Raw genomic sequence first — 24,991 nt, forward strand, 5'->3', positions numbered from 1 at the left:
TTCTATAAAAAAATTCCCGTAGAACATGAAGTTTTACGGGAATTTTTTAGTCTGACAAAATTTGCTGTTTAAGCCGCGTTTTGCTTTTTAATGAGGTTTAGTGCAGATCCCTGCCTGTACCATTCAATTTGCGGCTCGTTATAAGTATGATTTGCTTTAATGGTGTCTTTACTACCATCGGCATGTACCACTTCAATAGTAAGTTGCTTATCCGGAGCAAATTCCTCAAGATCTATAAAGTTGAAGGTATCGTCTTCCTGGATTAGTTCATAATCTTCCTCATTTGCGAAAGTAATACCCAGCATCCCCTGTTTTTTAAGGTTTGTTTCGTGGATACGCGCAAAAGATTTTACCAGTACCACTTTCACTCCCAGGTGGCGTGGCTCCATGGCCGCATGTTCCCTGGAAGAGCCTTCCCCATAGTTATGGTCTCCCACAACAACTGTTGGAATTCCTGCTTTTTTATATTCCCGCTGTACAGAAGGTACGCCGTCGTACTCTCCATTAAGCTGATTTTTCACAAAATTTGTCTTCTTGTTGAAAGCGTTAACCGCTCCAATAAGGCAGTTATTGGAAATATTGTCCAGATGCCCCCTGTAACGCAACCATGGCCCGGCCATAGAAATATGGTCTGTGGTACATTTACCCCAGGCTTTAATAAGAAGTTTCGCTCCTGTAAGGTTTTTACCATCCCATGGCTCAAAAGGAGTAAGTAACTGAAGGCGATCACTGTCTTCTGCCACTTTTACTTCCACACCACTTCCGTCCTCTGTTGGAGAAACATAACCTGCATCTTCCACAGCGAAACCTTTTGTTGGCAATTCAATTCCCTTAGGCTCGTCCAGCATTACCTCTTCGCCATCTTCATTTATAAGCTTGTCCCGGGTAGGATCAAAATCCAAACGCCCTGAAATTGCTATTGCAGCCACCATTTCGGGAGAACCTACAAAGGCATGAGTGTTAGGGTTACCATCGGCACGCTTGGAAAAGTTTCGGTTAAAAGAGTGAACAATGGTATTTTTTTCCTCTCCTTTTCTGTCAGAACGATCCCATTGGCCAATACAAGGTCCGCAGGCATTTGTAAATACGGTAGCATCAAGATCTTCAAAGATCTGAAGCAATCCGTCCCTTTCAGCAGTATATCTAATTTGCTCAGAACCCGGGTTAATACCAAAATCTGATTTTGCTTTTACTTTTTTCTCCACGGCCTGTTTCGCGATAGAAGCGGCACGGGTTAAATCTTCATAAGAAGAGTTGGTACAGGAACCAATTAATCCCCAGTCTACATTAATAGGCCAGTCATGCTCTTTGGCTTTTGCTCCCATTTCAGAAATTGGAGTGGCAAGGTCTGGTGTAAAAGGCCCGTTAAGGTGCGGTCTTAATTCTGAAAGGTTGATTTCAATCAATTCATCAAAATATTCTCCCGGATTGGCATAAACCTCATCATCTCCTGTTAAATGCTCGCGTACGGCATTTGCAGCTTCTGCCACATCTGCACGGTTTGTAGCTTTAAGGTAGCGTTCCATGGAATCATCATACCCAAAAGTAGAAGTGGTTGCACCAACTTCTGCCCCCATGTTACAAATAGTACCCTTACCGGTAGCCGACATAGAGCGGGCTCCCTCTCCAAAATATTCTATAATTGCGCCAGTTCCACCTTTTACGGTAAGGATCCCGGCCACTTTTAAAATCACATCTTTAGGAGCGGTCCACCCGGAAAGTGATCCGGTAAGCTTCACTCCAATGAGTTTAGGAAATTTAAGTTCCCAGGGCATTCCTGCCATTACATCCACTGCATCTGCCCCACCTACACCAATGGCTACCATTCCCAAACCACCTGCGTTTACGGTGTGGGAGTCTGTACCAATCATCATTCCTCCGGGGAAAGCATAATTTTCAAGAACTACCTGGTGGATAATTCCCGCGCCAGGTTTCCAAAATCCAATGCCATACTTGTTGGATACCGATTCCAGAAAATCAAAAACCTCACTGCTGGATTTGTTGGCAGCCTGGAGGTCTATAGCCGCTCCCATTTTAGCCTGAATAAGGTGGTCACAATGTACCGTTGTTGGCACGGCAACTTTCTTTTTACCGGCCTGCATAAACTGCAAAAGAGCCATTTGGGCGGTTGCATCCTGGCAGGCAATCCTGTCCGGAGCAAACTCCACATAATCCTTACCGCGCTCAAAAGCTGAAGAAGTTTCTCCATCCCAAAGATGAGAGTAAAGAATTTTTTCTGAAAGTGTCAAAGGTTTTCCAACAACTTCACGTGCTTTATTTACACGATCTGCCATTTGGCTATACACCTTCTTGATCATATCAATATCGTATGCCATTTTCTAAAGTGTTTATTGTTCTAAAAGTCAGGCAAAATTACGAATTTCAGTCGGATTTTGAAAATAACAGCGATTATTCAAAAATTAATGGAAATTTTGTTACAACCAGCACTTCCTACTTCAAATAATTCAATAAAATCAAATATTACAGCTTAAAATTGAGAAGTCGGCAAAAGGAGCTGATTTATTTAAAAATTTCTGAATTTGTTCTGCTTCAGATGAAGCAACTTTTTCCTTCTGAAAAGATATACCACCGGGGCAAAAAAGGGAAGCAGAAACATTGAAAGCACCCAAAACGTCCTGTCCTTAATTTTTTGTTTTAGCATATCCAGGAGAATATTTAGCGAAAAAAGCAGAAGTAGGGCTCTGCAAATCCAGTTGAATATACTGGCACCAGAACCATACTGAAAGAATTTTAAGGGGCTGGTCATCGAAAAGGCCAAAATGATTAAATTTTACCTGAAACCACCCCGGCCTACGGCCACCCCTCCTTGAAAAAAGAAGGGGAGCTTTTTTTTCTTTCAGGATTACATCCCATTCCTTTAAAATAAAGACTTTATAATTTTTTCTTCGGAAATATCCTCTGCTTCGGCTTTGTAATTCTTAATCACCCTGTGGCGCAGGATTCCTATAGCCACTGCCTGTACATCTTCAATATCAGGAGAGAATTTTCCATTTACGGCGGCATGTGCTTTGGCGGCAAGAACCAGGTTTTGGGAAGCACGTGGCCCGGCACCCCAATCTACATAATTCTTTACCAGCTCCGGAGCGGTTTTTCCATTGGGGCGTGTTTTTCCTACTAAGCCAACGGCATATTCCACCACATTGTCGGCTACAGGAATTCTCCTAATTACATGCTGAAGTTCTGAAATTTCCCCGGCAGTAAAAAGAGCTTTTACTTCCGGCTTTTCGTCCGAAGTAGTGCTTTTTACCACATTAACCTCTTCCTCAAAACTGGGGTATTCCAGGTTAATGGCGAACATAAAACGGTCCAGCTGGGCTTCAGGCAGAGGGTAAGTTCCCTCCTGCTCAATGGGGTTTTGAGTAGCCAGCACAAAATAAGGAAGATCGAGTTTATAATGATGCCCGGCCACGGTCACCGCCCGTTCCTGCATGGCTTCAAGCAATGCCGCCTGTGTTTTGGGCGGGGTACGGTTAATTTCATCGGCAAGGATGATATTGGCAAAAACAGGGCCCTTGATAAATTTAAACTGCCGGTTCTCGTCCAGGATCTCGGCCCCAAGAATATCGCTGGGCATAAGATCTGGCGTAAACTGGATGCGTTTAAAGTCGAGCCCCAGGGCTTTGGCAATGGTATTCACCATTAATGTCTTGGCCAGCCCGGGCACCCCTATTAACAAAGAATGCCCTCCTGAAAAAATGGAGAGCAAAATTTGATTTATAACCTCATCCTGGCCTACAATTACCCTGGCGATTTCCTTCTTTAACTGTTGATTTTTTTCAACTAATTTTTCTACAAGCGCAACGTCAGACATCCAGAAATATTTCTACTTTTTCAACCAGTTACTGTTATATTCACAGTCCCTGAATTTACCATTAATTTTAATATACGTATCGGCAATTTTCTCTTTTTGCCATTTCTCTATAGCCTCTAATTGCTTTGCCTGCAGGGCAAGATCTTTAATTTTCAGGTAATCGGTGGCATAATCGGCTTTATGCTCGGGAATACGTTTGGTAACTTTTATAATCTTGAAGAATGGTTTTCCTGTCTGGTCCTGATCGCTCAATCTTAGGGACATTTCCCCTTCTTTTAAATTTACCACCTGGTTGTATAGTGACGGGTCCAGTTTGGTAAGCTCGAATTTAGTATCGCCGGTTTGAGGGTTTCTAAGCCTTCCGCCGTCATTTTTAGTTTCTTCTTCATCTGAAGATGCCTTGGCTGCTTCGGCGAAAGTTAGTTTCCCGGCGCTGATTCTTTTCCTGATAGTATCAATTTCTGCTTTGGCTTTTTCAACTGTTTCATTAGTCACTTCAGGAATAATTAAGATATGGCGTAAATCTACCTGCTGCCCCCTGATTTTATCAATTTCAATAATATGATAACCAAATTCTGTTTCAAAAGGCTCGCTTACTTCCCCTTCCTGGAGGCTGAAGGCAACATCTTTAAATTCCTTTACAAAATTGTCTTTTCTGCCAAGAGATAAAATTGATCCACCGGTATTGGTATCATCAGAATATAAAATCGCCTTGGTCCTGAAACTTGCCCCGTTATCTACCACATCTGCGCGGAATTCGTTCAGGCGGTCTATGGCTTTTTGTTTTTCACTTTCGGGTACCTCGGGTTCCACAACAATTTGTGCGATTTCCACCTCGTCGCCAAAAATAGGGAGCTCGTCCTTCTTCATTTCTTCAAAATAAGCCCTTACTTCTTCAGGAGTCACCTCAATGCCCTCGACAATTTTCTGTTGCATTTTCTGGGAAAGCTGTCTCTGCTTATTTATTTCAAAAAGCTCATCCCTTAATTCCTGTTCAGAAGACTTGTTATAGTACTCCACCACTTTTTCCATAGAACCCAGCTGCCTTACCATTTCAGCAAGCTGCTGGTCTATATAGCTCCTTATATCGGCATCAAGCACGATAATACTGTCCTGTACGGCATGGTGCGCATAGAGCTTGTTCTCCATAAGCGAACCCGCAAGCTGGCATTCCGTAACATCGGCAGTAGCCATATTCTGGCTCTGCATTTGCTTATACATAAGGTCTATGTCGCTGTCCAGGATGATATAATCTCCTACTACCGCGGCAATACCTTCCACTCTTCTGCGCTCGTTGTTCTCTTTTTTTACAGTATTTTCGGCAACCTCTTTTTCCGGCTGTATAGCAGTACTATCGGTTACCACCACTTCCTGCGCATTTGCGGCAAGGGCAGAGAACAGCAGTGCGACTCCTGCGGTGATCTTAGTTATATATTTCAAATTCATTGTTTTTAATTGCATCTTTGGTAATATCTTTTTCTAATTCCTTTACTAATTCCAGTTTTTGCTTGTTCAGCAAAATCTGTTCTATGGTTGCCGCCGCATATTCCAACGGCGCCTGTTCGTTCCTTTCCAGTACATCCTTTACATACACCAAATATACGTTTAGTGAATCTTCAAGCTGCAGATAATTCGATTTTTTTAGTAGTCGTGACCTGTCATCTGCAGAAAGCGGACCGATTTTATCATAAACAGCCTTGGTACGCACCCAAACCGAATCATTCATCGAATAATTTTTAAACTGAAGGGCAAGGCTTTCCAGTTCTTCCTTATCTTCCTCATTAAAACGCCGGATAGCTTCCTTAATTTCGTCAAAATTGGTGTTTTCCTTATCCAGGTTGATATAACGCAGTTTCACCAAATCTTCGTTCAGCCTGAAGTTTTCCTTGTTTTGCTCATAATAAGCTTCCACCTCATCGGGATTTACGGTAGTATCCAGTTTTTTGGAAACCACGGCATCGGTATAAGCATTGGTATAAATCTCATTCCGGTAATTTTCCACCAGGTCATTAAATTCTTCCTGCTGTTTCTGCGGAAGGTTTAACTCTGCCCTGTCAATTAGCAATTGCTGTGTCGCCCAGCGGTTGATGTAATTGGAAACAATCACGGCACTGTCTTCAGGCGAAGTATCTTCCTCTATAAGTGCCATAATATCCTCTTCATATAAATAGGAATCATTAACCCGTACAACCGCTTTACGCTCCTTAGCCGGTTTAAAATAATCACAGCCAACAATACAGAGGGCGATAAAAATAAAGATAACCGCGTAAAAGTTTTTCAAACTCATTATTAGATTGAAGATGCAATTTACATACCAAAAGCTCATTCTTTACTGCCACTGGCTTTAACGGGAGCAAAAATAAGAAAACCCTTAGGTCCTGCAAGTTATTGCCCTAACGTTTCTGCGGTATCATTTATTATTTCAGCAGGTTTCCAATATTTGGCCTACATTCCTAATAACTGTTACTGGTACCTACACAATCCGGCCACAGACTATGCAGGATATACAGGATTTTAAGGCTTTTGCTGAAGATGGCACAAGTGTTGCATCACCGCAACCAGATAAAATGGCAAAAAAATTAGGTTTTACAAATTTGCGCCTCTTATATTTGCGAAAAACTTATAATAAAATGAAAAAAACCGGATTACTTTTTACACTTCTTTTTGTGAGTGTAATGGCAAGTGCACAAACTAAAACAGGGACTATTGATGCAGATTATATTCTTTCCCAAATGCCGGAGATAACAAATGTTAACAAAGGCCTGGAAGAGTACAACACCGAGCTACAGGCGGATTTGCAGAAGAACATCGACAGCTATGAAGGCCTGGTGGGTGATTACCAGGAAAACAACACCAGCTTTACCGATGAGCAGAAGAAACAAAAAGAAACTGAAATTATTGGCCTTGAAAACGAGATTAAAGGTTTCAGGCAAAAAGCTTCGGTAATGCTTCAGATGAAAAGGAATGAGCTTACCAAACCATTATATGAAAAGATTGATGCGGCCATGCGTAAAGTAATCGCTGCTGAAGGTTATACCCACATTTTAAATGCCGGAGGCAATTCCCTGGCTTTTGCTTCAGAAGAATATGATATTACTCTGAAGGTGATGAAAGAAATGGGCATTTCTGCCCCTGCCCCTGCCCCTGCCCCTGCACAAGGAACAGAATAAAATTTTTTTAAAATTACAAAAGCAAAAGAGGCTGTTCAAAAATTACCGAACAGCCTCTTCTCGTTTCATATAAAAATATCCGTTTGACCTTTTTACAATTGAGTCAGGCCGGCCATTAATCCATTAATGATATATAAATTTCCACTTTTAAAGTTCAGAATTTTCTTTTTCGTCTTTAATTATCTGAGAATACAAACCAGCTATTATAATTACAGCCGTAATAATACTAATAGTTTTTCCATTGCTTTCATGGAATAAAATAATACTGCCCACTATCCATAAACAGATAGAAATTAATCCCATAATTTTTACTCTGTTGGATATTTTATTCATGGTTTTTACTTAATTTATTTTCAGAATTTTGGAGCAATCGAGGGTGAATTTCTTTGTACTTAACCTTGTAATTACCTACTGTAATTGGGAGATTCTTTGGTAATAGTCACATCATGAGGATGACTTTCGTGAATCCCGGAAGAAGTGATTTTGATAAATTTTCCGTTTTCCTTAAGAGCTTCAATGTCTTTCGCCCCGCAGTAACCCATACCGGCCTTTAAGCCGCCAACAAACTGGTGGATGCTCTCTTCCAGTTCTCCTTTGTAAGGCACCCTGCCAACAATTCCTTCCGGCACCAGTTTTTTGATATCATCTTCCACATCCTGGAAGTAACGGTCTTTCGAACCTTTTTGCATGGCTTCCACAGAACCCATTCCGCGGTAGGATTTAAATTTCCTGCCTTCGTAAATAATGGTTTCCCCGGGAGATTCCTTTGTTCCGGCAAGCAGGGAACCAAGCATCACGCAATCGGCTCCCGCCGCGATAGCCTTTGGAATATCCCCGGTATAGCGAATCCCGCCGTCTGCAATTACGGGAACTCCCGTACCTTTTATTGCCGCGGCTACTTCCAGTACTGCTGAAAATTGAGGAAAACCTACTCCCGCCACCACTCTGGTAGTACAAATGGAACCAGGCCCTATTCCTACTTTTACCGCATCGGCGCCAGCCTCAACTAAAAATTTAGCGGCATCGGCAGTGGCGATATTTCCAACCACCACCTCAAGATCTTTAAATTTTTCTTTTACCTGCTTCAGCACTTCCACCACTCCTTTGGTATGGCCATGTGCAGTGTCAATAATCACCGCGTCCACGCCTGCACCAACAAGTGCCTCCACCCTTTCTACCGCATCTATAGTCACTCCAACGGCCGCAGCCACGCGCAACCTGCCATAACTGTCCTTATTGGCCATTGGCTTTTGGGTGAGTTTGGTAATATCCCGGAAGGTAATAAGCCCAACCAGCTTATCTTCCTTATTAACTACCGGCAGTTTTTCAATTTTATTCTCCTGAAGGATATCTTCTGCCTGCTCCAGGGAAGTCCCTTCAGAAACAGTCACCAGATTTTTAGAAGTCATAACTTCAGAAATAGGACGGTCATTATTTTTTTCAAAACGCAAATCCCTGTTGGTTACAATCCCCAGTAACCTGCCTTCCCCATCAACAATAGGAATCCCGCCGATGCTGTGCTCCTTCATATAAGCTTTAGCGTCTTTAACTTTAGCCGAAATTGGCAAAGTCACGGGATCTATAATCATTCCGCTTTCCGCACGTTTTACTTTTCTCACCTTCAGCGCCTGTTGCTTAATGCTCATATTTTTATGAAGTACACCTATCCCTCCTTCCCTGGCCATGGCAATAGCCATACGGGATTCTGTTACCGTATCCATCGCTGCGGAAACAATGGGTACATTTATGGAAATATTTCGGGTAAATTTTGATCTGATGCTTACTTCTCGTGGCAATACTTCAGAAAATGCAGGCACTAACAGTACATCATCGTATGTAAGGCCTTCTCCTAAGATTTTGGAATCGTGTGCGGTCATGGCAATTAAGGATTTAATTGCGTGCAAATATAAGCCCTTTTCAGCAGAAACCTATGATAATGAGCGCCTAATTATCCTTTACGGCAGCTTTAGGAAAACTAACTATAAATTCAGATCCTTTCCCTGGAAAAGTATTGATCTCCAACTGCCCATTATTAAGTTCAAGAAACTGCTTGACCAGGAGCAATCCTATCCCCGTTCCAAGCTCCATATCGGTTCCCACCTGCGAGAGCATCCTGCTTGCAAAACCTTTTATTTCCTCTATTTTTTCTTCGGAAATTCCCTCGCCACCATCAAAAATGTGCAGAAATATTCTTTCTCCTGCTTCCCTGTAGAAGATTTTTATTTTCCTGCCTTTGCGGGTGAACTTAATTGCATTGGATAAAATATTATGAATGATCACTGAGAGATGGCCGCGATCTGCCCATACCACCGGAGCATCTACAGGCTCTTCATGAACAATATCGATATCTTTATTTTTAGCCGCCAGAAAATAAGCTGTTTGTATCTTTTTCACTTTCTCAGGAAGCACAACTTCTTCCGGTTTCACCTTATTTCCATCAAGCTGTGAATTTGCCCAGTGCAGCAAATTTTGAAGCATGGCAGAGGTGCCATTTACCTGGATGAGCATTTCATCCAGCAGGGCTTTTTGTTCTTCCTGCGAAACACCCCCCGCTTTTATAAGCTCCAATAACTGCTGAATGGATGCCAAAGGTGAACGAAGATCGTGGGATAGTATGGAAAACAGGCGATCTTTGGCACTATTTGAAACATCAAGCTCTTTATTACGCCGGGAAATAAGTTCATTTTTTTCAAGAATCGTTTTATTCCTGCTCTTGAGTGCTCTTGTAAATTGAGCCTTCTGCCGGGCATTCTTTCTAAAAAGAACAAATAGCAATACAAGAAAAACCACAGCTATAGCTAAGGCTATAGTAATACTACTATTTATAAACAATTTTTGTTCTACCAGATCATTCTCTGCCTGCAGCCGTTCATTTTCAGATTCCCGGCTTTCCAACTGCAGCAGGTTTATTTCTCTCAATTTCTGCTGATTATAGAGAGAATCTTTATACTTCTTATTAAGCTTTAGTTCTTTATAAGCTTTAGCCATTTCCCCGCCGGCAGCATAAACTTCAGCTAAAATTAGAGTATTCCTTTCCAGGTCCCAAAGTGATTCGACTCCATTTGCATAATCCACAGCTTTTAACGCGTTCTCCCGGGCGGCGATGATTTTATCCTGCTTGAGGTAAGCTTCAGCCAACCCGGCATAAGCAAAAGATTTTTCCCAGTTATTTGGCTCTTCCCCGTTTTCCAGAACCTGATAATAATAAGAAACGGCCTTATCTAGGTTTCCTCTTAAAAAAGCAACCTGCCCAAGCTTATTCAGCGATAAATGTTCCACATCCCTTCTGCCGGCCTTTTTGGAAAGCGCTATGGCTTTATGAAGATTTTCTTCCGCAGCATTTAATTTTCCTTCTTCAATCTGGGAAATAGCAATATTGAGAAAAGCAGGATTCGCATCTTCTGATGCTCCTGCCTTTTTATAAGCTTTTATAGCCTGTTCAAAAAATGAAATTGCTTCCCGATGCCGGTCAATTCCCTGCTGAATAAGGCCCTGTCCTATCAGACATTTGGCAATTCCTATCTTATTGTTGGTTACCCGGTAAAGTTGCAGGGTTTTTAGATAAAATTCCAAAGAAGCATCATAATCCCCTTTTATATAATAGGCTACAGCAAAATTATGGGCCACTTTGGCCCGCAAGTCTTCTCCTGAATTTTCGGCTAAAGCTTCTGCTTTTTCAAGAAACAGCAAGGCCGCAGAAACATTGTTGTACATTACGCCCTGCGCCTGGTCCAGGTAAAGATTTATGGAATCGGAAACAGTTGATTCCCGGGCGGAGGCAGAAAGAATGCTGCTCCACAAGAATATTATGAAAAGGGCAATACGGTACAATTATTTAAATTTGGGGACTGCAATTATAAAAAGAAAATTTTAGAAATTACAAACATAACCCTCTCCGGTTAAGACTTTAACCTTTCTAATTATAATAAATTTCCGAAAAATCAGCATCCCAATAATCCTGAAAATGAAAAATTAATGATAGGCCCCAAACACTTTTGAAGCTTCATTATAAGAAGATTCAAAACTGCCCATTCTGATGTTGGTATCGGCCTTTTTTGAATTAAAATAAGAAACCATTCGCTCGGTAGGCATGTTGCCGGTAAGTTCATCTTTGGCCATGGGACAGCCGCCAAAGCCCTGTATGGCTCCGTCAAACCGATAACATCCAGCTTTATAAGCCGCATCTACTTTTTCATGCCAGCTGGAAGGAGTGGTGTGCAGGTGCGCCCCAAACTCTATATTTGGATATTTCGGAATAAGGTTCGCGAAGAGATAATCTATAATATCCGGGGTGGAACTTCCAATAGTGTCAGATAAAGAGAGGATTTTAACTCCCATTGCAGAAAGCTTCTCTGTCCACTCCCCCACGATCTCCACATTCCACGGATCGCCATAAGGATTTCCAAAACCCATGGAAAGATAAGCTACCACTTCTTTATGAGACTTTTCTGCTATTTCCAGAATTTCTTTCAGGATCTCGACAGATTCAGCTATGGTTTTATGGGTATTGCGCATCTGGAAGTTTTCAGAAATCGAAAAGGGATATCCAAGATACCGGATTTGCTCATACTCTGAAGCATCCTGCGCCCCGCGGGTATTTGCCACGATGGCCAGCAGTTTGCTATGCGTCCTGGAAAGGTCCAGCTGTTTTAAAACCTCAGCGGTATCGGCCATTTGCGGAATGGCTTTAGGCGAAACAAAACTCCCGAAATCTATGGTGTCAAACCCGCATCTTAATAAAGACTGGATATACTGTACTTTTTTTTGAGTGGGAATAAAGGTTTTAATGCCCTGCATCGCATCCCGGGGACATTCGATAAGTTTTATTTCCTGCATATGCCCAAAGATAAGCGAACATTTTTAGAAAACGGAATGATGTTGATTTTGTTGTTTTCCTTATTAAGGATTGGAAGTTGGAAATATAAAATTTAAAAAGCTAAAGAATCAAACAGGAAAAGGATTTTTTGAAACTGTGCTTAAATTAATATAAGCACGGCAATAAGAATAAACACCACCACCTGCATCCATTTAAGCACACTCCCGGAATTTGGATGTTTTTTTAGGTAACCCGAAATTTTCCCGGCCATCATTGCCACTGCGGAAAAAATCACAAAGGCCTGCAGCATAAACAAAAGGCCCAGAATATAAAACTGAAGCACTGTATTCCCTGAAGGTTCCCACAGGAAACCGGGGAAAAATGCCAGGAAATAAATAGTGACTTTAGGGTTGAGCACGTTCATTATAAAGCCCTGCCTAAAAAGGGAAAGCAGCGTTTTCTTCTGCAAGCCTTTCGTAGAAAAAGCAATTTTGGAATCGCTTTTAAAAACCTGGTAAGCCAGAAAAAAAAGGTACAATGCCCCAAAAATTTTAATCAGCATAAACAGCACAGGAGAATTTTTAATAATGGCAGAAACACCAAAGGCCACTAAACTGGTATGCACCAGAATTCCTGAAACCAGCCCTAAGACGACAATAATCCCATATTTGCTGCCGTTGGCCATCCCCCTCACCAGCACATAAATGATATCGGGCCCGGGAGATATGGTTAGCAAAACTGAAGCGGTTAAAAATGGAATTAGCTGTTCAAGCATTTAGGATGTTGTGGGTTGTGGATTGTGGATTGTGGATTGTGGATTGTGGATTGTGGATTGTGGATTGTGGTTGGGTTATTATGCAAAATTACAACTCATGACTGATAACCGATAATGTTTTCCATTCAATTTCCCACTTCTAATTTTGTACCTCTTTGCCACTCAACCTTTCAATAAAAAATTACTGTACAAATTCACTCTCCAGGAGTTTTTTATTAATTTTCCTTATCAGCCCTGGGCCTTCGTAAATAAAGCCGGTATATAACTGCACCAAACTGGCCCCGGCCCGCAGTTTTTCCAGCGCATCTTCAGGAGAATGGATGCCGCCCACGCCAATAATGGGAAAGGCATGATTACTTTTTTCAGCTAAAAAGCGAATGACTTCCGTAGAACGTTCCCGCAGGGGCCTTCCGCTTAAGCCTCCCATTTCATTTTTATTTTCAGATTGTAAACCTTCGCGAGAAATAGTGGTATTGGTGGCAATAATCCCTGCGATCCTGGTCTCCTTCACAATTTCAATAATATCGAGCAGCTGCGCATCGGTAAGATCTGGAGCGATTTTTAACAATATTGGTTTGGGCTTTGGCCGGCCGGAATTTAACTTTTGAAGGGTATTTAAGAGCAGCGTTAAAGGTTCCTTATCCTGAAGTTCCCTTAAATTGGGCGTATTGGGAGAACTTACATTTACCACAAAATAATCTACATAATCGTATAAAGCCTTAAAGCAAATTTTATAATCTTCTACCGCCTCCTGGTTTGAGGTGAGCTTATTTTTGCCAATATTCCCGCCAATAAGTACATTTTTATTCTTCTTAAGCCGCTTTACCATTTCTTCCACCCCTCCATTATTAAAGCCCATGCGGTTAATAATGGCTTCATCTTCTTTTAGGCGGAACAGGCGCTTTTTTTCATTTCCGGGTTGTGGTTTTGGCGTAACGGTTCCAACTTCAATAAAGCCGAAGCCTAAATTGGAAAGTTCCCTGTAAAGTTTCGCGTCCTTATCGAAACCCGCCGCCAGTCCAACCGGATTTTTAAATTTTAAGCCGAAAACCTCCCTTTCCAGGCGGGGATCTTCAACTAAAAACTTTTTCTTGAGAATGGCAGAAATACCGGGGATTTTATTCAGCTTTTGCAAGGCATCAAAAGTGAAATAATGGACTTTTTCAGGATCGTACTTAAACAGGATTTTCCTGATGAGCGTTTTATACATAATGGCTGGTTTGTGCAAAAATAGCTTAATTTCGGCAGTGATAAAACTTCAGGAGAAACTAAAAGCCTGCCGCGGTATCATCTCCCCTCCTGTCGGCGCCGCCTTCCAGTTTTCCATCTGGCAATACCCTAATGGCATCTACTTTTCCAATAATTGTAGACTCTCCTTCATTTATATGATAACCCTTAATCCGTAGTGTATTTAAAACATCTGGGGCAAAAGCGTTAGGTTCAAACAGGATTTCGTCCGGGAGCCACTGGTGATGGAATCGTGGCGCATCTACAGCTTCCTGCATGCTCATGTTGTATTCTTCCACATTAAGAATGGTTTGCAGAACCGAAGTAATAATAGTGGAACCACCAGGCGAACCCAGGACCAGCCATAATTTCCCTTTTTTCTCCACGATGGTTGGCGTCATGGAACTCAGCATCTTTTTGCCCGGGGCTATGGAATTTGCTTCCGCTCCAATAAGGCCGAACATGTTGGGCACACCTGGTTTGGCGCTAAAATCGTCCATTTCGTTATTCAGAAAAAATCCCAGTTCTTCAACATAAAGTTTAGACCCGTAGGCCCCGTTTAGGGTGGTTGTGGCCGCGACGGCATTTCCAAACTGGTCCACGATGGAATAATGGGTGGTTTCCATACTTTCCTTAGCGGTAATAGCTCCGTGTTCCATTTCAGAAGAAGGTGTGGCTTTAGAAAAACTGAAATTATCCATGCGCCCATTCAAATATTTATCGCTGAGTAAAACCTCAACGGGAATATCAACAAAATCGGGATCGCCCAGGTAAAAACTCCTGTCGGCATAGGCCCTTCTTTCTGCTTCTGTCATTACCTGTATCATTTCTACGGAATTGTGGCCGTATTTTTCTAAGGGAAAACCTTCAATCATCTTTAAAATCTGCCCCAGCACAATCCCCCCGCTTGAAGGTGGCGCCATGGAGATAACATTCAGGTTGTTGTATTTTACATGGATGGGATCTCTCCAAAAACTCTGGTATTCCCTTAAATCCTGCAGGCTCATAATGCCGCCGTGCCGCTGCAGGTAAGCGATTATTTTTTCTCCGGTGGGGCCATTATAGAATTCGTCCCGGCCATTTTCAGCAATTCTCTCAAGCGTACGGGCCAGGGCCAAATTCCTGATGGTATCACCTTCAGCAAAATTTTTAGAATAAAATATACTGTCCCGGTTTACCCGAACAAAATTTTCCCGGTAACGGCCAAGGCTGGCCTCCTGATTCGCAGTAACCACATAGCCATTACGAGCCAGGGCGATTACCGGTTCAAGGATTTCTGCCATAGGCATGGAGCCAAATTTTTCATGTACGGCAAAGATGCCCGCCACCGTGCCGGGTACCCCCACAGCCATTCCTCCCACCTTACTTAGGTGAGAAATCACCTCGCCATTCTCATCCTGGTACATATCTTTGGTAGAGAGCAGCGGTGCTTTTTCGCGATAATCCAGCGTGCCGGTTTGCCCGTCTGCTTTTCTATAAACCATAAAACCGCCTCCCCCAAGATTGCCGGCATAGGGATAAACAACCGCCAGCGCCATCTCGGTGGCTATCATCGCATCGAAAGCATTCCCTCCCTTTTTCAGAACTGCAAGGCCAATGTCTGATGCTTCTTTCCTGGCTGAAACCACCATCGCCTTTTCGGCTATCAGTCCGGTTTTTTTAGCAGAAGGGGTTGCGGTATTTACTTTAGTTTTACAGGAAGTAATTGAAAATATTATAAGAAGCAGCAGTAGTTTTTTCATAAGTTTAAGGCAATAGGTTTTCGCGATCGTATATCTTTGTTCTTGCCAGCTAAGCATTTGCAAAATAGCCATATTTTTTTCATTAAAAACTCCTGAAATGATTAATAAGAACAAGCTCATAGATAAATTTATTAGTTACGTTAAAATCGATACCCAAAGTGACCCTGAAAGCTCCTCGACCCCCAGCACCGAAAAACAATGGGACCTTGCCAACAAACTTGTGGAAGAGCTGAAGGAAATGGGCATGCAGGATGTTACCATAGACGAGCATGCATATGTTATGGCGAGCCTGCCTGCCAACGTGGCCCACAAAGTGCCGGTGATAGGCTTCGTTTCCCATTTTGATACCACGCCTGATTTTAGCGGAACAAATGTGAATCCGCAGATTATTGACAAGTATGACGGGAAAGATATTATCCTGAATAAAAAAAAGAACATTGTACTGTCTCCAGATTATTTTGAAGACCTGGAACAATACAAAGGGCAAACCATTATTACCACAGACGGAACAACTTTACTGGGAGCAGATGATAAAGCCGGAATTACGGAAATTATGACTGCCATGCAATATCTTATAGACAATCCGCAGATTGAGCATGGCGAAATAAGGATTTGCTTCACCCCCGATGAAGAAATTGGCCGGGGCGCCCATAAATTTGACGTGAAAAAATTTGGGGCCGAATGGGCATATACCATGGATGGCAGCCAAGTTGGCGAACTGGAGTATGAGAATTTTAATGCTGCCGGGGCGGTGGTAAAAATCTTCGGAAAAAGCGTTCATCCGGGTTACGCGAAAGACAAGATGATTAACAGCCAGTATATCGCGCAGGATTTTATAAGCTCGCTGCCCCGGTTGGAAACCCCGGAACATACTGAAGGCCGGCAGGGCTTTTTCCACCTTAGCAAAATGCAGGGAGATGTGGAAGAAACGACCTTGCATTATATTATCAGGGATCACGATAAAGAGCATTTTGAAGCCAGAAAAAAAATGATGCTTGATCTTGGGCGGGAAATTTGCGAGCAGTACGAGCGGGAATGTGTTCAAATTGAAATAAAGGACCAGTATTTTAATATGAAGGAAAAAGTTGAGCCCGTAAAGCATATTGTTGACCTTGCCGAAAAAGCGATGAAAGCTGTACATGTAAAGCCCATCATCAAACCTATTCGCGGCGGGACAGACGGGGCGCAGCTAAGCTATATGGGCCTTCCCTGTCCCAATATTTTTGCGGGGGGACACCATTTTCATGGCAAGTACGAATATGTGCCCGTGGAAAGCATGATAAAAGCCACCGAAGTTATTGTGAAAATAGCTGAACTTACTTCGGAAAAATATAAAAAAGAAAACCTTTAAAAGCTGAAAATTATGCCGGTAGATTCTGCAGAGCAATACATTGAAGTCCATGAAAAATGGCAGGAAGAGCTACACGTGCTAAGAGAGATGATGCTTTCTACCGAACTGGAAGAAACGATAAAATGGGGGGCACCGGTTTATACCTTAGCAGGAAAAAACGTGGCCGGACTTGGCGCGTTCAAAAATCACTGCGCCATCTGGTTTTTTAACGGTGCTCTGTTAACGAAGCATACCGACCTGCTCCACAATGCACAGGAAGGTAAAACCAAAGCTTTACGGCAAATCCGCTTTACAAAAGGAGATGAAATTAAGCCTGAAATCCTGCTGAAATATGTAAGCGAAGCTATTGCCAATGAGAAATTAGGAAAAGTTATAAAGCAGGAGAAGCAAAAGTTGATTGTTCCGCCGGAACTTAAAACCGCTTTGGAGAACGATAAGGAATTAAACAATGAATTTCAAAAGTTAACCGAAGGAAAACAGCGGGAATATGCGGTATATATTTCTGAAGCAAAGAGAGAAGCCACTAAACAAAGCCGACTTCAAAAGATAATCCCCATGATTAAAAGAGGAGAAGGCCTGAATGATAAATATAAAAATTGCTGAGATTGAATCGGCAGGTATATTAATAAGTTATCATCTGCATAAACACCAACAAAAAAGCCTTCCGGAAAAGAAGGCTTTTATTTTTATAAAATTTGAGCAGAAATTATTTTTTCTCCTTAACGACAGGTTTCGCGGGTTCATTTAACTTTTTGCTCATTTCCATAGAGATGGAAGAACGGTCGAAAGTTATTTTACCTGCGCCTGTTTCAATAATCACCGCGTTGTTTTTTTCGCTGAAATCCAGGATTTTCCCGTGCATTCCACTTTTAGTTACAATTCTGTCACCTCTCTTAAGTTCGTCCACAAAGTTTCTTTCCTGCTTTGCTTTCTTCATCTGTGGCCGTATCATAAAAAAATACACCACAAGAAACATTAAGATGATGGGAGCAAACTGCGCTAATTTATCCATATTTCGCTGTTAGCTATTGGTTCCTTCCGCTGCTTCAACGAAAGCTTTGATTTGTACTTGTTCTTTTCCGGCTTCGGTATTAGCAGATACTGTTACTGTTTTAGTTACCTGCCCGTTTCCGGAACCATTATATTTAACAGTCATTTCCCCTGTTTCACCGGGAGCAATAGGCTCTTTTGGAGCATCTGGAACTGTACACCCGCAGGAACTTGTGGCATTTGTAATTACCAAAGGCGCACGTCCAGTATTGGTAAATTTAAATACATGCTCTACACTTTTTCCTTTTGGAATGTTCCCAAAATCGTACTCACTTTCTTCAAAAGTAATTTCAGGATAGACGGTAGCTTCTGCATCACGCTCGGCAGCTGTTTCTACATTTTCAGCTTTTACCTTATCTGAGGCGTTGTTATCCTTACAGGAAGAAAAAAGCAGAGCCCCAACCGCTGCTATCATTAAAAGTCCTTTTTTCATGGTTATGTTTTTTATTATTTTAAGGGTTAAAATTAAGAAAATTTCTGCATTACATAAGGCCGCGGCCCATTTTATTTAATTTGCCTTCGGTTTTGTATTCCCTGGATAATTTATCCAGAACACCATTTATAAAAATACTGCTTTTGGGGGTGCTGTATTCCTTGGCAATTTCAAGATACTCGTTAATGGTTACCTTTACCGGGATGGAAGGGAATTTCACAAATTCGCAAATGGCCATTTTAATTAAAACCATGTCTACTTCAGCAATACGGTCTTTATCCCAGTTCGGGGTTTTTCCGAGCATTTCTTTGGAAAGCATCTCATCGTTGAGATAAGTTTTTCTGAAAAGCTCAATGGCAAACTCCTTGTCTTCGGGGCTTTTGAAAAGCTTGGTAAGTTTCATGGAGCCTGCAGAAGATTCCTTTAGCTTCTGAAGCATTTTTAGAATGGCAGTATTGATTAAAGGCAGGTCGTCCAGCCAGGTAAGCTTTTTATCTTCCAGGTATTCGTAAAGCTTGTCATTAGGCGCAACAATCTCTTTAAAAATAGCTATAACAAAATCTTTGTCTTCCTTAAAACTGGATTCCCGCGTTTGCATATATTTCTCATATAGCTCACTTTTCCTTATTTCCTCCCAAAGAATCACCACATATTCGTCATCACGTTTCCAGTGGGTAATTTTCCTGTCCTCTATAGCCTGCCGCAGAGGCTCATTTTCATCCAGGATCTGAAATATCCTGTTTTCAACAAATTTTTTATTGGGATCTATATCTTCCCGGGTGGCAAGATGTTTTTGCTGGGATTTTTCTATAAAGTTTTCAGCTTTACCTCTAATCTCAGTGAGTAGGTTTAACTGCAGCAGGTAAAGATCGTACATCTCCTCCATACTTTTTTTAAGGAATTTCTCTTCCGTGGCAAGTTTATCGTTCTGGCTTTGGTTAAAGGCGTATAAAGATTGCATTACTTTAACCCGGATATGTCTTCTTGTCAACATGAGTGTAAAAGAACTTTTAGAATTAGAAAGGGCGAAAACACTTGTTTTCGCCCTGCAAAAATATCAATAATTTGATATTGGCTACTTCAAATTAAGATTTTTTCTTTCTTCAATTCTTTGCCTTGCGATTTCCAGCGCGGCAAAATGCGTGGTGAGATCCCTTTTCCTGGCCGTTTCAAAGATCTGCAGGGTGGTATTATAAATATTTTCAGTCTTGCGCATAATCTCCTTCCTACCGTAATTTTCCAATTCAGCATAAACATTAATTATTCCGCCGGCATTAATAAGAAAATCAGGGGCGTAAACAATTCCTTTTTCCTGCAGGATTTTTCCGTGGGAAACTTCATCTGCCAGCTGGTTATTGGCCGCACCCGCAATAATTTTTGCCTGCAGCCTTTCTATGGTGTCATCATTAATAGTGGCCCCAAGCGCACAGGGTGCATAAATATCCACATTGGCGCTGTAAACATCTTCTTCCTCAAAAATTATCGCACCATATTTTTTGCTGATTTCCTGTAATCTGCCTTCATTAATATCGCTAATATAAACCTTAGCGCCTTCCTGCGTTAAGTGCTCTACTAAAGTCTCCCCAACATGACCAATCCCCTGAACGAGTACTGACCTGTCCTCGAGGTTATCATCTCCAAACTTAAATTTAGCGGCAGCCTTCATCCCCATAAACACTCCATACGCGGTTACAGGAGAAGGATTCCCGGCACCACCTTTCGCTTCGGAAATTCCGGTAACATAAGGTGTTACTTCTCTAATGGTGTCCATATCTTCTGTTTCCATGCCCACATCTTCTGCAGTGATGTACTTTCCACTTAAAGAGTGTACAAATTCCCCAAAACGGCGCATAAGCTCTGGTGTCTTTTGCGTTTTGGCATCTCCAATAATCACCGCTTTCCCTCCACCAAGGTTAAGGCCTGTAATAGCACTCTTAAAGGTCATCCCGCGGGACAGGCGCAGCACGTCATTTAGAGCCTCCCATTCACTGGTGTAATTCCACATCCTGGTGCCGCCCAAAGCAGGCCCCAAAACAGTATTGTGAATACCAATAATTGCTTTTAAACCTGTATCTTTGTCGTTGCAAAAAACCACTTGCTCATGATTATCAAAGGAAAGCTGGCCGAATACCGGCGCTGCTTTTTCAAGTTCTTTAGCATTTAGCACATCTACTTGCATAACTTTTTCAGATATTAAGAAATCTATTTTAAATAATCCGTAAAAATGAAGGGCAAAAATAATCAATATTTTAATTATCTATTATTTAAAGGATGTTAAAATATTAAATCCTCAATTTTACAGCATTAACTAGCATGAAACACCTCAGGCACCTCAATAAATATTTTGTAAAATATAAATGGAAGCTTATCAGCGGCCTCATTATTACCATAGCTGCCCGCATTTTTGCCATTTATTATATCCCGCTAATAGGGAATTCCACCAACGTAATTGAAGGTTATGTAAAAGGAGAAATAACCGATGTTTCCTTTGTGCGCAGCGAACTGGTTTATAATATCCTGCTAATTATAGGGGCCACGCTAATATCTGCCTTCCTCACTTTTTTAATGCGCCAAACTTTTATAGTTGTGTCCAGGCATATGGAATATGACCTTAAAAATGAGGTGTACCGGCATTACCAGGACCTTTCCCTTAACTTCTATAAAAAGAACCGTACAGGAGACCTTATGAACAGGATTAGCGACGATGTTTCTAAAGTGCGCATGTACCTGGGGCCGGCAATTATGTACAGCGTTACCACTTTCACTTCTACAGTTGTTGTACTTATTTATATGATTGAGGCCGCGCCGGAACTTACCCTTTTTACCGTAATTCCCTTACCGGTACTTTCTTTTGCCATTTATAAGCTTAGCGTGGCCATTCACAAGCGCAGCACGGTTGTGCAGCAATATCTTTCAAGGCTCAACACCTTTACCCAGGAAAGCTTTAGCGGAATTGCCGTAATAAAGTCCTACGGAATTGAACCGCAAACCAACCGCAACTTTACCGAACTCTCAAACACAAACCGCGATAAAAACATAGACCTTGTAAAAGTGCAGGCCTTTTTCTTCCCGCTTATGGTGCTGCTTATCGGGATTAGCAACATCCTGGTGATTTATATTGGCGGAAGAAAATACCTGAACGGCGAAATAGAAAACCTGGGCGTAATTGTGGAATTTCTGCTTTATGTTAATATGCTTACCTGGCCCGTGGCTTCCATTGGATGGGTGACGTCGCTTATCCAACAAGCCGAAGCTTCGCAGGAAAGGATAAATGAATTTCTTAATCAAAAACCTGAAATCAAGAACCATAAATCGGCTCCCGATAAAATTGCCGGCAGTATAGCGTTTAAAAACGTGAGTTTTACTTACGACGATACTAATATTACCGCCTTAAAAAATGTTTCTTTTGAAGTGAAAAATGGAGAGACACTCGCGATAATTGGTAAAACCGGCGCCGGAAAATCTACCGTCCTGGAACTTATCGGGAGGCTTTATGATGTTGACCAGGGGGAAATTAGTATAGATGGCACCAACATTAGGGAACTCAACCTGGAAAGCCTTCGGAATAGTATAGGCTATGTTCCCCAGGATGCCTTTCTTTTTAGTGATTCTATCAGGAACAACATTAAATTTGGGAAAACCAGTGCCAGCGATGAGGAAATTTATGAAGCAGCTAGAAACGCTTCGGTTCATAAAAACATTACCGGCTTCAGCAAAGGTTATGATACGGTATTGGGAGAAAGAGGTATTACACTTTCCGGGGGGCAAAAACAACGGGTTTCTATTGCAAGGGCTATTATTCATAATCCTGCCATCTTGCTGTTCGACGATTGCCTTTCAGCCGTAGATACCGAAACTGAAGAGGAAATACTTAATAATCTTTTCAAAATTTCCCAGAATAAGACTACAATTATTGTAAGTCACAGAATTTCTTCCGCGAAAAATGCCGATAAGATTATTATCCTGGAAGACGGGAAAATAGTGCAACAAGGCGCTCATTCCCAATTAATAAACCAGGAGGGATACTATAAAGAACTCTATGCAAAACAGTTGAACGAAAAAGAAATGTGAAAATTCTTTGGGAAATGTTAAAAATTTTTGGATTTTTGAGCATCATAATAAACAACTAAAGAATCTATTTTATGAGCGACAAGGGAATGATGGAGAAAGAGGAAATATTCTCTAAAGTATTAAGAGCCGGAAGAAGGACTTACTTTTTTGACGTAAGGGCAACCCGGGCTAACGATTACTACCTGACCATTACGGAAAGTAAGAAATTTACCAACGATGATGGTTCTTTTCACTACAAGAAGCACAAAATTTACCTTTACAAGGAAGATTTTGCTGGATTCAATGAGATTCTACAGGAAATGACCGACTTTATCCTAGAAGAAAAAGGAGAAGAGGTTATTAGCGAACGCCATCAGAAAAACTTTAATCCTGAAGACAAGGAAGAAGTTGGCGCCGGAGCAACCGCTACCGCGTCTCCAAAAGCTTTTACTGATGTAAGTTTTGATGACATTTAAGCCAACCGCTTAATGAAAAAATTTAGAAACCGTCTTTCCAGGCGGTTTTTTTATGCTGATTTTTTTTGTGCAAGCTGAAAAAGCCTTGCGTATAAGCATTTTCCCGGCCATATTTCCATAAATTGAAAATTAAGAAGAAACCATTCCCAATCTTTTTACTTATGAAAGCACCGAAAAATTCAAAACGAAATTACTTCCTGCTGCTCATCCTTTGTATTTTTTCATCTTCCTTAAATGCCCAGTTTCTGGAAAAGATTTACCTGGAAGGCGAAGCTGTAACCAAATATTCCATAGGCAAAGAATCCAGGAGGAGTATTCAATACCAGGATAATATTACTGTAAACGTTCCCGAAAATTCCAGGTTTGATGCGCCGGTTTATGGTATAGGTTTTAGCCTTAATTACAGGTTTAATCATTCGTTTTCTGCAGGAGTGGGCTCAGGTATCAACTTTGTAAAAGACCAGGGCCATCCATATATGGCCAATGAAAATTACGACAAGCTTATGATACCAATGATAATTAAGCTGAATTACGACCTGGACATTTCTGAAAACTGGAAGATTGTTTCAGAACTTAACGGCGGAATCCAGTTAAATGAAGCTGCTTACGGGAATAGTCCGCAGGGCTTCTATTTTAAAGAGCATGGCGGAATGCTGGCGGGCGTGAAAGCAGGTATAGGCAGAAAAGTTGGAAAATATGCTGCTGTTTTAAAAATTGGATATGAATGGAACCAGCTTACCAATGAAAACAGCCTTGGCTGGTACAATTATGACGGCCTTACCTATAACGATATTATTGAATATAAAACAAACTACCATTTGCTGAACGTTTCCCTGGCAGTAAGATTGTAATTTTCATAAACCGCCTTGCGTTTCTCATTCATGCGCGGCGGCCCATTCAACCAATCCTTAACCCATTCTCAATTTTGGCATCCGGGCTTAGGAGCACAATATCATTGTCTTCCCCCACAGCTCCCAGCACCAGGCATTCGCTCATAAAATTGGCGATTTGTTTCTTCGGAAAATTTACCACGGCCACTATCTGCTTCCCCTGCAGTTCTTCCTTTTTATACCTTTTGGTGATTTGCGCCGAAGTTTTTCTAAGTCCGATTTTTTCTCCAAAATCGATCTTTAGCTGGTAAGCAGGTTTACGTGCTTCGGGAAAATCGTTTACCTGTATGATCGTCCCCACACGCATTTCAACTTTTTCAAAATCTTTCCAGTTTATTTCCATACATCGAGCTTTACCACGAAAATAACAAAACCGGGCCTCTTTTTACCAGCACAATTCCGTTAGAAATTGATAATATTTATTTTCGGTTATAATATTCCTATTGGTCTACTAGGTTTCTAAGCTGAAAATTCTTTAATTTTATCTACTGAACATTAAAAACATAAAAGAGATGAGCGATTTAAAATTAGGAGACAAAGCCCCCAATTTTGATGCGGAAACATCAGAAGGAAAAATTAATTTCTATGATTATTTAGGGGACGGCTGGGGAATTCTCTTTTCCCATCCGGCAGATTATACGCCGGTATGTACCACAGAACTTGGTACTGCCGCGAAATACAAAGAAAAATTCGCTGAGCGCAATGTAAAGATGATGGCTCTGAGCGTGGACGGAGTAGAATCTCATAAAGGCTGGATACAGGATATTAACGAAACGCAAAACACCAACGTGAATTTCCCAATTATCGCCGATGAGGACAAGAAAATTTCTAACCTCTACGGGATGATTCATCCCAAAGCCGATAATACTCTTACCGTAAGATCGGTTTATGTGATCGCGCCAGACAAGACGATAAAACTGATGATTACCTACCCTGCCAGCACAGGTCGTAATTTCGATGAGCTGCTTAGGGTGATCGATTCCCTGCAGCTTACCGCATACCAAAAAGTGGCCACTCCGGCTAACTGGAGAGAGGGAGATGATGTGGTAATTAGCCCTGCGGTATCTAATGATGAGGCCAAAGAGCTTTTCCCAAAAGGTTTTAAAGAGGTGAAACCATATTTGAGGATGACCCCCCAACCTGAAAAGAAATAACCCAATTCTTTTTCGCTGAATTTAA

Annotated in this window: 22 protein-coding genes; 7 read left to right on the forward strand and 15 right to left on the reverse strand. The window is 41.6% G+C overall.

Annotation, left to right across the window (positions count from 1 at the left end; translation table 11 throughout):
- Positions 1-68 precede the first annotated feature (68 nt).
- The 4 genes from RM553_RS17755 to RM553_RS17770 all read right to left on the reverse strand — a co-directional run bounded on the left by RM553_RS17755 (position 69) and on the right by RM553_RS17770 (position 6,119).
- The gene (locus tag RM553_RS17755; RefSeq protein WP_311536306.1) at positions 69-2,336 is read right to left on the reverse strand and encodes an aconitate hydratase; all 2,268 of its coding nucleotides are present in this window, start codon (positions 2,334-2,336) and stop codon (positions 69-71) included.
- 542 nt (positions 2,337-2,878) lie between these two features.
- Positions 2,879-3,832, reverse strand: coding sequence for an AAA family ATPase (locus RM553_RS17760; RefSeq protein ID WP_311536307.1), 954 nt, complete (start codon positions 3,830-3,832; stop codon positions 2,879-2,881).
- Between the two features lie 12 nt (positions 3,833-3,844).
- The gene (locus RM553_RS17765; RefSeq protein ID WP_432271474.1) at positions 3,845-5,293 is read right to left on the reverse strand and encodes a peptidylprolyl isomerase; all 1,449 of its coding nucleotides are present in this window, start codon (positions 5,291-5,293) and stop codon (positions 3,845-3,847) included.
- The gene (locus RM553_RS17770) at positions 5,256-6,119 is read right to left on the reverse strand and encodes a peptidyl-prolyl cis-trans isomerase (RefSeq protein WP_311536309.1); all 864 of its coding nucleotides are present in this window, start codon (positions 6,117-6,119) and stop codon (positions 5,256-5,258) included. The genes RM553_RS17765 and RM553_RS17770 overlap by 38 nt, the downstream gene beginning before the upstream one ends.
- Positions 6,120-6,327: 208 nt before the next feature.
- On the opposite strand from RM553_RS17770, the gene RM553_RS17775 reads away from it, so the two are divergent.
- Complete coding sequence (locus tag RM553_RS17775) at positions 6,328-7,002, forward strand: OmpH/Skp family outer membrane protein (protein ID WP_311536310.1); 675 nt, start codon at positions 6,328-6,330, stop codon at positions 7,000-7,002.
- 404 nt (positions 7,003-7,406) lie between these two features.
- On the opposite strand, the gene guaB is transcribed toward RM553_RS17775, so the two are convergent.
- The 6 genes from guaB to ggt form a co-directional block, all read right to left on the reverse strand.
- A complete protein-coding gene (gene guaB, locus RM553_RS17780; RefSeq protein WP_311536342.1) occupies positions 7,407-8,879 on the reverse strand; it encodes an IMP dehydrogenase in 1,473 nt (490 codons plus the stop codon).
- A gap of 67 nt (positions 8,880-8,946) precedes the next feature.
- The gene (locus tag RM553_RS17785; RefSeq protein WP_311536311.1) at positions 8,947-10,833 is read right to left on the reverse strand and encodes a tetratricopeptide repeat-containing sensor histidine kinase; all 1,887 of its coding nucleotides are present in this window, start codon (positions 10,831-10,833) and stop codon (positions 8,947-8,949) included.
- A 141-nt stretch (positions 10,834-10,974) separates the two neighbouring features.
- The gene (locus RM553_RS17790; protein WP_311536312.1) at positions 10,975-11,838 is read right to left on the reverse strand and encodes a hydroxymethylglutaryl-CoA lyase; all 864 of its coding nucleotides are present in this window, start codon (positions 11,836-11,838) and stop codon (positions 10,975-10,977) included.
- 140 nt (positions 11,839-11,978) lie between these two features.
- Entirely contained in the window at positions 11,979-12,593 is a 615-nt protein-coding gene (locus tag RM553_RS17795) for a LysE family translocator (RefSeq protein WP_311536313.1), read from the reverse strand.
- 181 nt (positions 12,594-12,774) lie between these two features.
- Positions 12,775-13,803, reverse strand: a complete 1,029-nt coding sequence (locus tag RM553_RS17800) for a quinone-dependent dihydroorotate dehydrogenase (RefSeq protein ID WP_311536314.1) — start codon at positions 13,801-13,803, stop codon at positions 12,775-12,777.
- Between the two features lie 58 nt (positions 13,804-13,861).
- Entirely contained in the window at positions 13,862-15,562 is a 1,701-nt protein-coding gene (ggt, locus tag RM553_RS17805) for a gamma-glutamyltransferase (RefSeq protein WP_311536343.1), read from the reverse strand.
- Between the two features lie 97 nt (positions 15,563-15,659).
- Here ggt and pepT point away from each other — a divergent pair, with 97 nt between their 5' ends.
- Both pepT and RM553_RS17815 read left to right on the forward strand, forming a co-directional pair.
- The gene (gene pepT / locus RM553_RS17810) at positions 15,660-16,913 is read left to right on the forward strand and encodes a peptidase T (protein ID WP_311536315.1); all 1,254 of its coding nucleotides are present in this window, start codon (positions 15,660-15,662) and stop codon (positions 16,911-16,913) included.
- Between the two features lie 12 nt (positions 16,914-16,925).
- A complete protein-coding gene (locus tag RM553_RS17815) occupies positions 16,926-17,516 on the forward strand; it encodes a YdeI/OmpD-associated family protein (RefSeq protein ID WP_311536316.1) in 591 nt (196 codons plus the stop codon).
- A gap of 103 nt (positions 17,517-17,619) precedes the next feature.
- On the opposite strand, the gene yajC is transcribed toward RM553_RS17815, so the two are convergent.
- The 4 genes from yajC to RM553_RS17835 all read right to left on the reverse strand — a co-directional run bounded on the left by yajC (position 17,620) and on the right by RM553_RS17835 (position 20,575).
- Complete coding sequence (yajC, locus tag RM553_RS17820; protein ID WP_311536317.1) at positions 17,620-17,925, reverse strand: preprotein translocase subunit YajC; 306 nt, start codon at positions 17,923-17,925, stop codon at positions 17,620-17,622.
- A 9-nt stretch (positions 17,926-17,934) separates the two neighbouring features.
- Positions 17,935-18,396 carry a DUF1573 domain-containing protein gene (locus tag RM553_RS17825; RefSeq protein WP_311536318.1) on the reverse strand — a complete coding sequence of 154 codons (462 nt, stop codon included), beginning with the start codon at positions 18,394-18,396 and terminating at the stop codon, positions 17,935-17,937.
- Between the two features lie 49 nt (positions 18,397-18,445).
- Positions 18,446-19,390 carry a transcription antitermination factor NusB gene (nusB, locus tag RM553_RS17830; RefSeq protein WP_311536319.1) on the reverse strand — a complete coding sequence of 315 codons (945 nt, stop codon included), beginning with the start codon at positions 19,388-19,390 and terminating at the stop codon, positions 18,446-18,448.
- A gap of 81 nt (positions 19,391-19,471) precedes the next feature.
- A complete protein-coding gene (locus RM553_RS17835) occupies positions 19,472-20,575 on the reverse strand; it encodes a Glu/Leu/Phe/Val family dehydrogenase (RefSeq protein ID WP_311536320.1) in 1,104 nt (367 codons plus the stop codon).
- A gap of 134 nt (positions 20,576-20,709) precedes the next feature.
- On the opposite strand from RM553_RS17835, the gene RM553_RS17840 reads away from it, so the two are divergent.
- The 3 genes from RM553_RS17840 (at position 20,710) to RM553_RS17850 (ending at position 23,773) form a co-directional block, all read left to right on the forward strand.
- Positions 20,710-22,467 carry an ABC transporter ATP-binding protein gene (locus tag RM553_RS17840; RefSeq protein ID WP_311536321.1) on the forward strand — a complete coding sequence of 586 codons (1,758 nt, stop codon included), beginning with the start codon at positions 20,710-20,712 and terminating at the stop codon, positions 22,465-22,467.
- Positions 22,468-22,538: 71 nt separating this feature from the next.
- Positions 22,539-22,922 (forward strand): PUR family DNA/RNA-binding protein, encoded by a 384-nt coding sequence (locus RM553_RS17845; RefSeq protein WP_311536322.1) that lies wholly within the window; start codon positions 22,539-22,541, stop codon positions 22,920-22,922.
- Between the two features lie 161 nt (positions 22,923-23,083).
- Positions 23,084-23,773: a hypothetical protein gene (locus RM553_RS17850; protein ID WP_311536323.1), complete on the forward strand. Its 690-nt coding sequence runs from the start codon at positions 23,084-23,086 to the stop codon at positions 23,771-23,773.
- Positions 23,774-23,819: 46 nt separating this feature from the next.
- On the opposite strand, the gene RM553_RS17855 is transcribed toward RM553_RS17850, so the two are convergent.
- Positions 23,820-24,155, reverse strand: coding sequence for a tRNA-binding protein (locus RM553_RS17855; protein ID WP_311536324.1), 336 nt, complete (start codon positions 24,153-24,155; stop codon positions 23,820-23,822).
- Positions 24,156-24,324: 169 nt separating this feature from the next.
- On the opposite strand from RM553_RS17855, the gene RM553_RS17860 reads away from it, so the two are divergent.
- Positions 24,325-24,966, forward strand: coding sequence for a peroxiredoxin (locus RM553_RS17860; RefSeq protein ID WP_311536325.1), 642 nt, complete (start codon positions 24,325-24,327; stop codon positions 24,964-24,966).
- Positions 24,967-24,991: the final 25 nt, after the last annotated feature.

Origin of the sequence: Autumnicola tepida (assembly GCF_031846485.1) — a bacterium.
GTDB lineage: Bacteria > Bacteroidota > Bacteroidia > Flavobacteriales > Flavobacteriaceae > Autumnicola > Autumnicola tepida.